The sequence below is a fragment of the Corallococcus macrosporus genome, from assembly GCF_017302985.1.
GTDB lineage: Bacteria > Myxococcota > Myxococcia > Myxococcales > Myxococcaceae > Corallococcus > Corallococcus macrosporus_A.
In genome coordinates, this window is sequence record NZ_JAFIMU010000003.1 from 105,577 (window position 1) to 118,243 (window position 12,667).

General features: G+C 70.7%; 11 protein-coding genes. 3 read left to right on the forward strand and 8 right to left on the reverse strand.

From position 1 onward, the window contains the following. Window positions 1-3: 3 nt before the first annotated feature. Window positions 4-1,770, reverse strand: coding sequence for a HEAT repeat domain-containing protein (locus tag JYK02_RS05200; protein ID WP_207048773.1), 1,767 nt, complete (start codon window positions 1,768-1,770; stop codon window positions 4-6). Window positions 1,771-1,967: 197 nt separating this feature from the next. Here JYK02_RS05200 and JYK02_RS05205 point away from each other — a divergent pair, with 197 nt between their 5' ends. Next, the gene (locus JYK02_RS05205) at window positions 1,968-2,300 is read left to right on the forward strand and encodes a hypothetical protein (RefSeq protein WP_207048774.1); all 333 of its coding nucleotides are present in this window, start codon (window positions 1,968-1,970) and stop codon (window positions 2,298-2,300) included. 7 nt (window positions 2,301-2,307) lie between these two features. Here JYK02_RS05205 and JYK02_RS05210 read toward each other — a convergent pair whose 3' ends face one another. The 7 genes from JYK02_RS05210 to JYK02_RS05240 all read right to left on the reverse strand — a co-directional run bounded on the left by JYK02_RS05210 (window position 2,308) and on the right by JYK02_RS05240 (window position 11,611). Then, entirely contained in the window at window positions 2,308-4,776 is a 2,469-nt protein-coding gene (locus JYK02_RS05210) for an OPT family oligopeptide transporter (protein ID WP_207048775.1), read from the reverse strand. A 73-nt stretch (window positions 4,777-4,849) separates the two neighbouring features. Then, the gene (locus JYK02_RS05215; protein WP_014396039.1) at window positions 4,850-5,737 is read right to left on the reverse strand and encodes an RNA polymerase factor sigma-32; all 888 of its coding nucleotides are present in this window, start codon (window positions 5,735-5,737) and stop codon (window positions 4,850-4,852) included. Window positions 5,738-6,155: 418 nt separating this feature from the next. After that, window positions 6,156-8,225, reverse strand: coding sequence for a transglutaminaseTgpA domain-containing protein (locus tag JYK02_RS05220; RefSeq protein WP_207048776.1), 2,070 nt, complete (start codon window positions 8,223-8,225; stop codon window positions 6,156-6,158). Next, on the reverse strand, window positions 8,222-9,205 hold the full coding sequence (locus JYK02_RS05225; RefSeq protein WP_207048777.1) for a DUF58 domain-containing protein: 984 nt from the start codon (window positions 9,203-9,205) through the stop codon (window positions 8,222-8,224). Before JYK02_RS05225 ends, JYK02_RS05220 begins: the two co-directional genes overlap by 4 nt. After that, the gene (locus JYK02_RS05230) at window positions 9,202-10,182 is read right to left on the reverse strand and encodes an AAA family ATPase (RefSeq protein WP_207048789.1); all 981 of its coding nucleotides are present in this window, start codon (window positions 10,180-10,182) and stop codon (window positions 9,202-9,204) included. Before JYK02_RS05230 ends, JYK02_RS05225 begins: the two co-directional genes overlap by 4 nt. Before the next feature lie 142 nt (window positions 10,183-10,324). Continuing rightward, complete coding sequence (locus tag JYK02_RS05235) at window positions 10,325-10,651, reverse strand: STAS domain-containing protein (protein ID WP_207048798.1); 327 nt, start codon at window positions 10,649-10,651, stop codon at window positions 10,325-10,327. A 222-nt stretch (window positions 10,652-10,873) separates the two neighbouring features. Further along, window positions 10,874-11,611: a lytic transglycosylase domain-containing protein gene (locus JYK02_RS05240; protein ID WP_207048800.1), complete on the reverse strand. Its 738-nt coding sequence runs from the start codon at window positions 11,609-11,611 to the stop codon at window positions 10,874-10,876. Window positions 11,612-11,916: 305 nt separating this feature from the next. Here JYK02_RS05240 and JYK02_RS05245 point away from each other — a divergent pair, with 305 nt between their 5' ends. Continuing rightward, complete coding sequence (locus JYK02_RS05245; RefSeq protein WP_242588450.1) at window positions 11,917-12,063, forward strand: lmo0937 family membrane protein; 147 nt, start codon at window positions 11,917-11,919, stop codon at window positions 12,061-12,063. Continuing rightward, window positions 12,060-12,629, forward strand: a complete 570-nt coding sequence (locus JYK02_RS05250) for a hypothetical protein (protein ID WP_347402430.1) — start codon at window positions 12,060-12,062, stop codon at window positions 12,627-12,629. The genes JYK02_RS05245 and JYK02_RS05250 overlap by 4 nt, the downstream gene beginning before the upstream one ends. Window positions 12,630-12,667 lie beyond the last annotated feature (38 nt).

Consider the following 12,667-nt stretch of genomic DNA (forward strand, 5'->3'; position numbering starts at 1 on the left):
GTGTCAGCTCGCCTCTTCCGGAAGCGCCGAGTCCCCGAACAGGGCCTTGCGCGTCTGGTACATCGCCTTGCGTGCCGCGGTGAGGACTTCCAGGGGCTGCGTCTTGTCCTCCACCACGGCCTGCAACATCTTGTAGGACTGGATGGAGCCCGCGCCGCCCAGGCCGGTGATGGCCAGGAGCTTGTCCTCCATCACCCGCCGCTTGTTGAGCAGTGACGGCTTCACCGTGAGCAGCTGCTGCATCATCGACAGCGCGGCGGGCAGGTTGGTGGCCCCGATGGCGCCGTAGACGGCGGCCTTCTCGTCGGACGTCTTCTTGTCCCAGCCCGGGTCGCGCACCAGCCGCACCAGGTCCGTGAAGGCCTTCTCGCGGTCGAACTCCGGCAGGAGCTTCGCGGCCAGCATGCGCACCTGGGAGACGCTGTCGGTGAGCGCGTCGAAGATGATGCGCCGGGCCTCCGCCGTGCGGCCGCGCCCGATGATCTGCATGACCTCCAGCTTCACCACCAGGTTGGGGCTCTTCATCACCTGGCCGAACATCTTCACCCGCTCCGGGTGGTTGCTCTTCTCCAGGATGTAGACCATGTCGCGCACCGTCTGCGGCCGGTCCGACAAGAGGCGCGCCACGAAGGGCTCCGGCAGGTCGCGCGCGAACGTCGCCAGCACGTCGCCCAGGAGGACGCGGTTCTCCGGCAGCTCGATGGTCTCCAGCACGCTGAGCAGCGGCAGCACCGAGTCCACGCCCAGCGCCTGCAGATAGCGCGTCACGTCCTGCGGCTGCCGCGTGCGCGTCGTCTTCAGCGACTCGCCCATCCGCGTGAGGCGCTGCTCCTCGCCCATCTTGTGCAGGAAGTTGTTGAGCAGGCGGCCCAGGTCCTCGCCGCCCTCGCGCTGGGAGAGCGCGCGCAGCTTGAGGACGATCTGGTTCACCGTGGCGAAGTCGTCCTGGAGCAGCAGCATGTCCAACAGCTGCAGGAAGATCTCCTCCAGCAGCGCCGCGTCATCCACGCCGCCTTCCACCACCTGGAACACCGCGCCCACCAGCTTCGGGAACAGGCGCGCGTTCTCTTCCTCCGTGATTTCGCGCTGGATGCGGGCCTTCAGGTCGTCGGAAGCGTGCCGGCCGCCCACGACGAGGCCGCGGATCTGCTCCACGCCGTCCAGCTTCGCGTCCAGGTCCTCCGCGGACACGCGCGCGAAGCGCAGGAAGTCATCCGAGTTCGTCTGGAGGCGGGAGTAGAGGTAGCCCACCACCTTGTCCACCTCCACCTGGACCTCGTCCTCGGAGGCGCCCTCCATGGAGAAGCCCTCCACCACCACGTACTCCACCTGCTGCATGCCGGCGCGCCACAGCTGCGCGAGCACGTCGTCCGCGCCGCGCTCCGGCTCCGACAGCGCGATGAGCGTGAGGGTGACCAGCTCCTCCAGCGGCAGCCCCGGCCGGAAGATGAGCTGGCGGATGCCGTCGCGGAAGAACTTGTAGGGGAGCGGCGACTCTTCCGAGAAGAGCGGCTCGCCGTGCAGGATGAAGTTCTGCTGCTCCACCTTCAGCGAGAGCGGCCCGAACTTCTCCGTGTACGTGGAGATGGCCTCCAGCGCTTTGGAGAGGAACTCCGGGAAGCGCGCCTCGTTGTGGCGGTACATGCCAATCTGCTTGATGCCCTTGAGCAGGTGGAACGCGAACGTCTTCGCCAGCTCCACCTTCTCGCGAACCTCCGGCGACTGCTCCGGCTCCGCGTTCGCGTCCGTGACTTTCTGGGGCTGTGCCATGAAACCTGGAAGAATCCGGATGGGGCGGAAGGCCCCGCTGGGGGAACCCTGAGTGTACTCCTGTCTCCCGTCGGCTCCCAATCCGGGAAACGCCCAGAATCCGCTGGGTTGAAGTGACAACCGGGCAACACCGGGCGGACTGGCGGTGAATCCCGGGTGTGTTAGGCAGGGGGCCCCATTTTCCGGAGTCCCCGTCCATGAAGCGACTGGCCGCGTCCGCCCTCGTCCTGGCGTCCCTCACGGGGTGCTTCCGCATGAGCGTGCGCAGCCCGGCGCCGCGCGACGGGGCGCCGGAGTCCCAGCTGGGCGCGAGCTACGTGGCGGGGCTGACGACGTCCAACGTGGCCGCGGCGGAGTGCCGGCATGGCCTGTCTCGGGTGGACGTGTACTGGCCGTGGTGGAGCCCGTTCGTCTACGCCTTCACCTTCGGCATCGTGACGCCGCTGCGCGCGGAGTACGTCTGCGCGAAGGGGGCGGCGGACACCGGCGGCGGCGACCCGGAGGTGCCGCCGTCGGTGCCCGGGCTCTAGCCCGCCGTCAGTGCGACGGCGGCGGGGCTTCCGCGCCGCTCTTGCCCTTGAGGGCGGAGCGGAAGAGGACCGCGGTGAGGACGGCGAAGAAGGCCAGGCCCCAGACGTTGGACCACGTCGGGTGCGCCAGCTCGCTCTCGCCCACGGCGTTGAGGAAGGAGCCCACCGCGCCCTCGTGCCCGAAGAGGGCGGGCAGGTTGATGGCGCGCGTCCAGGCGCCGTCGCTGGCGATCTCCAGGAACGCGATGAGCACGCCCGCGATGGAGCCGCCCGCGATGTAGCCGGAGGACATCAGCGTGCCGGGGGAGAACTCGGACTCCGCCGTGGTGCCGCCGCGCAGCTTGTCCACGAAGTGGCGCACCATGCCGCCCACGAAGATGGGGGCGCTGCTGCTGATGGGCAGGTACACGCCCACCGCGAAGGGCAGCGAGGACACGCCGCACAGCTCCAGCATCAGCGCGATGAAGACGCCCAGCAGCACCAGGTCCCACGGCAGCCGCTGCGTGAGGATGCCGTCGATGATGAGCGCGAACAGCTGCGCCTTGGGCGCCGAGTAGCGGGTGAGCGTCTGGCCCTCGTACTCGCTGATGCGCCCGCCGATGCCCGGGTCCACCACGTACTGGATGCTGCCCTGGTCATCCACGAGGTAGCGGCCGGCGGGCACGGGCGTGTCCGCGCCGCGCACGAAGCCCTCCGTGTAGACGCGGTCCGGACCGGCGGTGACGAGCCCCGCGTCCGACAGCTTCAGCGACGGGCCGTTGGCCGGCGCCAGCGTGAGGTTGGACAGCGCCTGGGCCTCCATGGGGCGCCAGCTGCGCAGCTCCAGCGCGCCGTCCACCGGCACCACGTCCAGGCGCTCCGCCCACAGCGAGCGCTTGAGCTGCGCGGGCGTCATGCCGCGCTGGGTGAGCGCGTCCTGGGACACCGCCCAGCGGTACGTGTGCTGGGTGCGCGTGTCGGTGGACATCTCCGTCACCTTCACGCCGGGGTGCGCTTCCGGGATGACCGCGGTGGCGCCCTGGTTGAGCAGCACCAGCACCAGGCCGATGAACATGGCGCTGGTCAGCACGCCGACGAAGAGGGCGATCTGCTGCTTCTTGGGCGTGCCGCCCACGAGGAACGCCGTCTTCAAATCCTGCGCGGTGGTGCCGCCGTTGGACGCCGCGATGCCCACGATGGCCGCCGTGGTCAGCGCCATGAAGCGGTCCGGCGACGACGTCCAGCCGAACAGCAGGTACACGAGGCAGGTGACGAGCAGCGTGGCCACCACCATGCCGGAGATGGGGTTGGACGAGGAGCCGATCTCACCGGTGATGCGCGCGCTCACCGTCACGAAGAAGAAGCCGAAGATGACGATGAGGATGGCGGAGATGAAGTTCACGTGCAGCGGCGGCGCCAGCCAGATGGCCAGGATGAGCAGCGCGCTGCCCACCAGCACCACCGTGATGGGCAGGTCCTGGTCCGTGCGCAGCACCGTGGGCAGGGCGCCCTGCGTGCGCGACTGGCGCAGCGTCTCCACGCTGCGCTTGAAGGCGCCCACGATGGTGGGCAGGGAGCGGATGAGGCTGATGAGGCCGCCCGTCGCCACCGCGCCCGCGCCGATGTAGAGCACGTACGCGTTGCGGATCTGATCCGGCGACATGTCCTTGATGAGCATCCCGTTGTGCACCAGCAGCGGCGTGTCCATGCCGCTGCCGAAGAAGGAGATCATCGGGATGAGGATGAGGTAGCTGAGCACGCCGCCCGCGAAGGTGATGCCCGCGACGCGCGGCCCGATGATGTAGCCCACGCCCAACAGCTCCGGGGACACCTCCGTGGAGAGCGTCGCCGCCTTGAGCCCCTTGATGGGCGTGCCGATGGCCTCCTTGAAGAGCTTCATCCCGGAGTAGGCGAACTTGTAGACGCCACCGATGATGAAACCCAGGATGACCGTGCGCGCGTTGGTGCCGCCCTGCTCACCGACGATGAGCACGTCCGCGCTGGCGGTGCCCTCCGGGTAGGTGAGCTTGCCGTGCTCCTGGACGATGAGGCCCTGGCGCAGCGGAATCATCATCAGCACGCCCAGCACGCCGCCCAGCGCGGCGGTGAGGAACGCGTGCGTGAGGCTGATGTCGTAGCCCAGGATGAGCAGCGCGGGCAGCGCGGCCGCCACGCCGAACGCGAGCGACTCACCCGCGGAGCCCGTCGTCTGGACGATGGTGTTCTCCAGGATGCTGGAGCGCCCCAGGGCCCGGAAGATGGCGATGGAGAGCACCGCCACCGGGATGGACGCGGACACCGTGAGGCCGACCTTGATGGCCAGGTACACGGACGACGCCGCGAACACGATGCCCAGCACCGACCCGAGCACCAGGCCGCGGATCGTCAGCTCCGCGGGCGACTGCTCGGGGGGCACATAGGGTTTGTGCGGGGCGGAGCCATGCGCCTCCGCAATGGGGACGCGATCATCGACGACCGGCGGGGAACCGTGGGACAAGCAGGCACTCCTGACAGGAAATCAGGTGGCCCGTTGTAGCAGGGTCTCCGCCGGGGCGCGAAAACAGCCCCTTTCAGCCCTGGGCGGCCAGCGTCTCCGGATCCACCTCCGCCATGAGGGCGGCCAGCTCCGACTTGAGCTTGTCCTTGGCGCGGATCTCCAGCTGGCGCGCGCGCTCGCGGGAGAAGCCGAAGTGCTCGCCCAGCTCCTTGAGCGTCATGGGGCGCTCGTTCATCACGCGCTGCTCGATGATGAAGCGCTCGCGCGGATCCAGGCGCATGAGGGCGGTGCGGACGCGGTTGTTGATGAGGCCCGCCTCCTCCTTGTCCGCGAACTCGTCGTCCTGGGGCGCCGCGGCGCTCACCACGAAGTCCACGTGGCTGTTGCCGCCGTCCTCGCCCATGGGCGCGTCCAGGGACAGGTCGCGGCCGCCCATGCGCTGCTCCATCTCGCGCACCTCGCCGGGCTTCACATGGAGCTTCCGGGCAATCTCGTCCACGTTCACCACGGCCTCGCCGCTGCCCAGCTTCTCCAGCTCCCGGCGCGTGCGCGCCAGGCTGAAGAACAGCTTGCGCTGCGCCTGCGTGGTTCCAAGCTTCACCAGCGACCAGCTCTTCAGGATGTAGTTCTGGATGTACGCGCGGATCCACCACACCGCGTACGAGATGAGGCGGATGCCCTTGTCCGGGTCGAACTTCTGCACCGCCTTCATCAGGCCGATATTCCCCTCCTGGATGAGGTCCGACATCTTGATGCCGTAGGAGCGGTACTCGTAGGAGACCTTCACCACGAAGCGCAGGTTGCTGGTCACCAGCCGGTGGCCCGCGGCCAGGTCTCCCTTGATGAACCGGCGCGCCAGCTCCTGCTCCTCCTCCACCTTCAGGAGCGAGTACTGGTTGATCTCCGAGAGGTACATCGCGAGGGAGCCGGAGTTGGAAGACTGCTCGGTCGAAGCCTGCATGGATGGATTCTCCAAATCGGGCCTCCTGCCGCGGCGGAGGCGCTTGAAAGGTGCTCTGGGTTCAAGTCCTACAACTTGACGTGTCTGCCCTGAGCAACCGGGATGCCAACCGGGGTTGGATGTATTCGCGTGTGTCTCCGAGGGGTTGGAAGACGCAGAACGGCGCCACTCGTGAACGGTCTGTAACCGTTACCCGTGGCCGAGAGGAAAACCGCGGGTCTGGGAGGGGAGAAAATGCACGGCTCACGGCCCTCGAGCGCACGTCGCGATGGCTATCGCGACGGAGGTTCGCTGAAAGGCTTAATGGCGCCGCCCGCCGATGGTGACGACATTTCTCCACCTCGGCTGGGCGTTCCTGGGGAGGGCGGGCGACCGGCGACGGAAGCGGGCTTCCGTGCGGAGGGCACTTCTCTTCCGCTCAGGAGGCGCGGGCGGTAGGGCCCGCCTGTCCGGCAGGCTTCACGGCGCGGCGGGCGGCTTCCGCGTCCAGCGCGCGGCGCAAGGTGGCGAACAGGTGCTCGGCCTCTCCCTCGCGCAACGCCTGGCCGCCGAAGCGGGCCTCCAGGTAGCGGCGGGTGAGGGGCGTCAGCGCCAGCGCCAGCGGGTGGCCGTCGCGCGCCAGGCGCGTGGTCAGGTCCTCCAGCGTCTCGTGCTCGAAGCGCGGCACGTGGGCGCGCTGGAGCAGCGCGTCCACCCGGTCAAGGAAGCGCGTGGCCTCCAGCGCGGGGGCGCGGCCCGTCCAGCGGGAGATGAAGCGGCCCGCGCGCCAGACGACGAAGGCCACGATGGCGGCCGTCGCCCACGCGCGCGGCGGGGGCAGGCGGCTGGGGGCTTCCTTCTCGGGGGCCCCGGCCGGGCGGCGCGGCGGACGGACCAGGGAGCTGGCCAGCTCGAACTGGTCGCGGAAGGAGTAGTCGACGACGGAGTTGCGCCAGCGCGCCTCCACCGCTTCATAGAACGCGAGCAGCTTCTCCAGCAGCACGGAGCCCTGGCTCGTGCGGTTCGACGGCGGCGTCGCGTCCACGGTGACGAAGCCCCGCTCCGGCACGAGCACGTGCGTCCAGGCGTGCGCGTCGCCCGCGCGCACCAGGTACCCGCCGTCCACGCGCGCGCCGCCGTAGAAGCCCGTGGCGAGCCGCGCCCCGATGCCCTGCGTGCGCAGCATCAGCGTGAGCGCGGTGGCGAAGTGCTCGCAGTGCCCCGCCTTGCGCACGAAGAGGAAGTCCGCGAGCGGATCCTCCGGGACGCCTGCCTGCTCCAGCGTGTACGCGTAGTCCTTCTGCAGGAAGGCCGCGAGCTTGCGCGCCGCGGCCAGCGGCTCCTTCTCTCCCTGGAGCACCCGCGCCGCGAGCGGGCCCACGCGCGGATCCAGGTGCTCCGGCAGCGCCAGCAACTGGTCGCGCTCCGCCTGGACCAGGCCGGCGGACATGCCCGTCTTCGCGTCCGGGGGCAGGCTGTAGGCCTCGTAGGTGTACGAGGGCGCGGTGACGGTGAAGCGCACCTCGCCGCCGCCCTGGAGCTGCACGGGGGTGCTCCGGGTGCCCGTGGGGGTGTGGGCGATGGCGTTGCCCAGGCGCGAGGGCATCTCCAGGGCAATCAGCGTGCGCGCGCCGTACGCGGGCAGCAGCTCGATGCGCTGGTGCAGGAGCGTGTCGGTGGCGGGGCGCAGGGTGATCTGCCGCTCGGTCTGCTTCGCCCCGACGACGTTCGTCCACTCGATGCCGTCGAAGGTGTCGTAGGTGCGGCCCATCCAGTAGGCGTCCAGCGCGTCGCGCTCCGGATCCGGCGTGAGCGTGGCGCGCAGCACCACGCGCGGGTTGCCCTTGATGGTGCCCGCGCCGCCCAGCCGCACGGTGTTGGAGTAGCCCGCGCTGCTCACCGCGCCCAGGCCCGGCGCCGAGCGCGGCCCCACCATGGCCCAGTTGAGGCGCGGGAAGAGGACGAAGAAGGCCACCGCGCCGGCCACCGCGAACGCCAGGCCGGAAGACAGCGGCCGCATCACCGCGCGCACCGGCACGGGCTCGCCGTCCGGCACCGCCGCCTCCACCACGCCCAGCGCCAGCGCCAGGCTGGCCAGCACCCCGAAGGCGATGAGGCACAGCGCGTACGTCATGTCGCCGGACAGCGCCGCGCCGCCGGCCACCATCAACAGGCCCGTCAGGTGCGTCTGGCCCTCCGCCGCGGCGTCCGGCGTGGACAGCATCCGCTGCGCGGCGATGAGGCCCGCGAAGGAGCACGCGGCCACCACCGCGTTCATCGCGCCGGACGTCAGCTGGAGCCCCAGCAGCACCGCCGCGACCATGAGCCCCAGCGCGGACAGGCGGGCGTGGCGCGCGACGAGCCGCACGTCGCACAGCGCCAGCACCAGCGCCCCCAGGAAGATGCCCAGCGCCCACAGGGGCAGCTGCCCGGACACGGCCATGGCGCCGAAGGCGGAGCCCGCCGCCAGGTCGCGCAGGACGAGCCTCAGCCGCAGGGGGCGCTTCACGCGGCCTCCCGGGAGTCCGCCCCAGCAGTGTCCACGTCCTCGAAGCCCTCCCACGCCAGCGCCTGGAGGATGCGGCGCTCCTGCGAGGCCCCCGCCGCCGGCCGCAGCGTGCGCTCCGGCAACTGGAGGCCGACCTCGTGCCCCGCGTCCAGGAGCTGGTGCGCCTGGGCGGCGACCTCTTCACAGCGGCGCTCCAGTGCGTCGCCCGTGAGGCCCGTCTCCAGCGCGAGCTTCCACACGCGGCGCTCCTCGCGCTCGCGCTCCACCTTCAGCAGGCGTCCCGCCGTGGCGCTCTTCAGCCAGTGGATGCGGCGCGCGTCCTCGTTCGCGGCCAGCTCGCGCAGGCCCGCGACGTCACCGGTGCCGTCCAGGTGGCGCGGGCTGCCCGCCTCGCCGCGAGGCCCCTTCTCCGCGGGCCCCGGCTCCTTGCAGGCGTAGCCGCGGCGCGGGTACACGAGCAGCATCCCCTCCAGCGAGAACACGCGCGTCTTGGCGAACAGGCCCAGGGGCCACGTCGTGGTGACGCGCACGCCGGACAGGCGCACGGGGCCCCGGTGCGGCGCGGCCAGGTCCGCCCGGACGATGTGCTCCTTTCCCGCGGGCAGGTGGCCCAGCTTCCCTGCGCCGGTGAGCGGGGAGAGGTCCTCGCTGAACGTCAGCGCGAAGCCGTGGCCCGCCTTGCGCGAGACCGCCCAGCGGTAGGCGAAGGGCTCGCGCGCGAAGGCCGCGTCCGCGCCCACCCGGCGCACCGTCAGGTCGCGCAGGCAGCGCTCCGACAGCACGCCGGACACCACCACCATGCTGAGCAGCAGGCCCAGGAGCAGGTAGAGCAGGTTGTTGCCCGTGTTGAGCGCGCCCAGCCCCACGCCGAACGTCACCACCAGGTACGTGCGGCCCGTCTTCGTCACCGTCAGGGTGCGAGGCGGACGCAGCCAGGCGCGCAGCCGCGCCTTGAAGGAGGGGCGGGCGGGGGCCTTCACCGGGGCGCCGCCACCTTGCGGGCGATCTCCTCCACCAGGTGCGCCGCCTCGTCCCTCGCGGACACGCCCTGCACGGCGCTGCGCAGGAGCACGCGGTGCGCCCAGCAGGGCACCAGCATGGCGCGCACGTCGCCGGGGGTGACGAAGTCGCGTCCGTCCCACAGGGCCTGGGCCCGCGCCGCGGCCCCCAGCGCCAGCACCGCGCGCGTGGAGGCGCCGCGCTCCAGGTCGCCGTGCTCGCGCGTGGCCCGCGCCAGCCGCACCACGTATTCCGCCACCGCCGCGTCCAGCTTCAGGTCCTGGGCGAAGGCGCGCAGCGACGCCAGCTCCTCCGGCCCCGTCACCGCCTCCACCGACGGCAGCGGGGACGCCGCGCCGCGCGTGGTGAGCAGCCGCGCCTCCACGTCCGGCGCCGGGTGGCCCAAGGACAGGCGCACGAGGAAGCGATCCAGCTGCGAGTCCGGCAGCGGATAGGTGCCGGAGAAGTCCACCGGGTTCTGGGTGGCGACGACGGTGAAGGGGGAGGGCAGGGGGTGCGTCTCACCGTCCAGGGACACCTGGCCCTGCGCCATGCCCTCCAGGAGCGCGGACTGGGTGCGCGGGGGCGCGCGGTTGAGCTCGTCCGCCAGCACCAGCTGCCGGAACAGCGGCCCGGGCCGGAAGGAGAAGGTGGCCGTCTGCGCGTGGAACACCTGCGCGCCCAGGATGTCCGCCGGCAGCAGGTCCGCGGTGAACTGGATGCGGGAGAAGGACAGGGCGCACGCGCGGGCCAGGGCCTCGGCCAGCGTCGTCTTGCCCACGCCGGGCATGTCCTCCAGCAGCAGGTGCCCGCCAGCCACCACGCAGGTGACGACGCGGCGGACCTCCTCGGGCTTGCCCTGCACGGCGCGGCCAAGCTGGGCGGCGAGCCGCTCCATCACCGCGCGCGCGGAGGCAGGGGAGGGAACTGGACCGAGGACGCGAGCGGGCTGGGTCATCCTGGGCGCGGACTCTAGCCCAGGCGACCGCAAGCCGGCACCCCTCCAGGCCGCCCGTGTTCCACGCCGGATGCCCGCCTGCCTTGGAGGCGCGAGCGCATGATCCGGGGATTCACACGGCCCGGAGGGCCCTACCCGTTGCTCAGACGGACAGGATGTCCTCGGGCGTGTAGTACGCCCGGTGCGTCGTCGGCGAGGACAGCACGCCGAAGTAGCGGAACATCCGCTCGTGGTGCGTGGCCAGGCCGCGCAGCTCCACGGCGCCTTCCTTCAGGCCGTGGGTCAGCACGCCCACCGCGCTGTCCTTGAACTCACGCAGGTGCGCGAAGTCCAGGACGACCTCGCTCTGGCCCAGCGCCTGGAGCGAGTTGCGCAGCTCCTGGGCCGTGCGGCCGTCCAGCGTACCTTCCAGGCGCAGGGTGATCCGACCCGCCGCCTCCTGCTCCTGATGAATCCGAAGCCCAGTCATGTTGCGCGCTCCCGCTGAGGTGTGCACGTGTGTGCCGCCTGCGATGGTGAATGGCGGCTGACGCACGTTCCGGACCGCGTGGGGTCCGGGGGGGCCCCACGATGTCGTGGGGGTGCACAGCCGGAGCCGAACACTGCACCTTCCGGAAAGATTCGGTCAGTGGCGGGCTTGCAACTTCGGTCGGAGTGTTGGCGACCGGGCGAAGCGCGTGTCACGAAACGGTCAACCCTTGCGGTCGGTTGTCGTCTGCTCGGCACGCAGGCTGATGGCGCGCTCCTGCTGGGCCTTCAGCTTGCGGAATTCCTTCACGACCTTGGCGGGATAGCCGGCCATGAACTTCACCCGGTTCTCCTTCTTGGCCAGGATGCGCTTGGCCAGCCCGGGGCCCGCGTTGTAGGCGACGAGCGCGCCCTCCACGGAGCCGAAGCGGCTGATCAGGTCCGCCAGGTAGGCCGTGCCCAGGTTCACGTTCGTCTCGAAGTCGAAGAGGTTCGTGTGGCGGCCCAGCTTGTAGCCGGACTTCTCCGCCAGGTACTTGCCCGTGTCCGGCATCACCTGCATGAGGCCCATGGCGCCCACCCCGGACACCGCGTAGTTGTTGAACGAGGACTCGCAGCGGATCAGCGCCACCACCAGCAGCGGATCCAGGTTGTTGCGCTCCGCCTCGCGGACGATGGAGACCGCCAGCCGGCGCTGCTGCCGCTCCGGGAGCCCGGAGGCGCGCACGGCCTCGGCCACGCCCATCTGCTCCGCGCGGAGGTAGTCCGCCTCGTCCTCGTACTGCTGCAGGCGGGCCAGGGCCGCCTTGAGCTGCGCATCCTTCTCCGCGAGCTGCGCCCGCAGGGCCGCGACGTCCGGCGCTTCACCCTGGGCACCCACCGGCACCTGCACCGGGAAAGCCATCGCGTTCGTCCCCACCAGCACCACCGCCGCCGCCATCGCCACCGTCCAACCCCGCATCTCGCCCTCCCCTGGCGCCCCAACTCCCCGCGCCCGCTGACTCGCCCACACCCAGCGGCTAAGCAGGCAACGTGCCAGCGTACGTGGCGTGCGCGGGTTGCCTCACGGATCCTTAAGAGAGGGGCTGAAACAGGTCCGGCGCGGCCCACGGTGGCCGGAAAAAATGCCCGGCCTGGGAAGTTTGTTTCCCAACCTGACCCTGCAGAAAGCTCCACCTGTTGCCGCGGTGCCTCCGCGTTCCTAGCTTGCGCCCGGTCTGATTCATGGACCTTCAGTGTGGCGGGAGGCGTGGCGTGTACTGGACCATGGGCATCATCTTGATGGTGTTGTGGGTGATGGGGCTGATCACCGGTTCGACGGAGGGGCAGTGGGTGCACCTCCTCCTGGTGTTCTCGCTCATCGCGTTCGTGCTGGGCGTCGCGTCGCTGGGCCGCCGGCGGGGGATGGCGTGAACCTGCCGGAGCTGGACATGGCGTGGCTGGAGCTGCCGCGGGACAAGGCGGGCTTCGTGCGGCGCGAATGTCCCCGCTGCCAGCGCTCCTTCAAGACGCGGCCCAGCCGCCACGACGCGGGGATGCTGCAGCGGCTGCTCGCGGGCTACTTCCCCTTCGAGAACCTCCACGAGGCGTACACGGCGGAGGAGCTTCCCTCCTGGCACTGCCTCTACTGTGGCCACCGCGCGCTGCCGGACGCGTGGCTCACGCCGGATCAGTCCGCGCACGTGGAGCACATGGCGCGCGCGTGGGCCAACCACGTGAGGTACGAGCAGCTGGCGTACGTGCAGCGCACGCTGTCGCACAACCCGCGGCCCACCTTCGTGTCGGTGGCCCCGGAGCCGCTGCCCCGGCCGCTGCCTCCGGATGAAGAGGAGCTGCGCACGCTTCCCATGGTCTGCTGCGGGGAAGAGGTGCAGGCCTCGTGGGAGTGGGATCTTCCCATGGTCTGTCCGCGCTGCGGCGCGCACCACGGCGGGCTCTCCGGCCGCCAGCAGGTGCACCTGGAGTTCGTGCGCGAGTAGGGCGGATCATCCCGGAGTGGACGGGCAGGGCGCGCGGA

What these genes read in the sequence shown, in the direction of transcription:
- JYK02_RS05200 (WP_207048773.1), bottom strand. Translation starts at nt 1,770, where the DNA reads ATGGCACAGCCCCAGAAAGTCACGGACGCGAACGCGGAGCCGGAGCAG.
- JYK02_RS05205 (WP_207048774.1), top strand. Translation starts at nt 1,968, where the DNA reads ATGAAGCGACTGGCCGCGTCCGCCCTCGTCCTGGCGTCCCTCACGGGG.
- JYK02_RS05215 (WP_014396039.1), bottom strand. Translation starts at nt 5,737, where the DNA reads ATGCAGGCTTCGACCGAGCAGTCTTCCAACTCCGGCTCCCTCGCGATG.
- JYK02_RS05230 (WP_207048789.1), bottom strand. Translation starts at nt 10,182, where the DNA reads ATGACCCAGCCCGCTCGCGTCCTCGGTCCAGTTCCCTCCCCTGCCTCC.
- JYK02_RS05235 (WP_207048798.1), bottom strand. Translation starts at nt 10,651, where the DNA reads ATGACTGGGCTTCGGATTCATCAGGAGCAGGAGGCGGCGGGTCGGATC.
- JYK02_RS05240 (WP_207048800.1), bottom strand. Translation starts at nt 11,611, where the DNA reads ATGCGGGGTTGGACGGTGGCGATGGCGGCGGCGGTGGTGCTGGTGGGG.
- JYK02_RS05245 (WP_242588450.1), top strand. Translation starts at nt 11,917, where the DNA reads ATGGGCATCATCTTGATGGTGTTGTGGGTGATGGGGCTGATCACCGGT.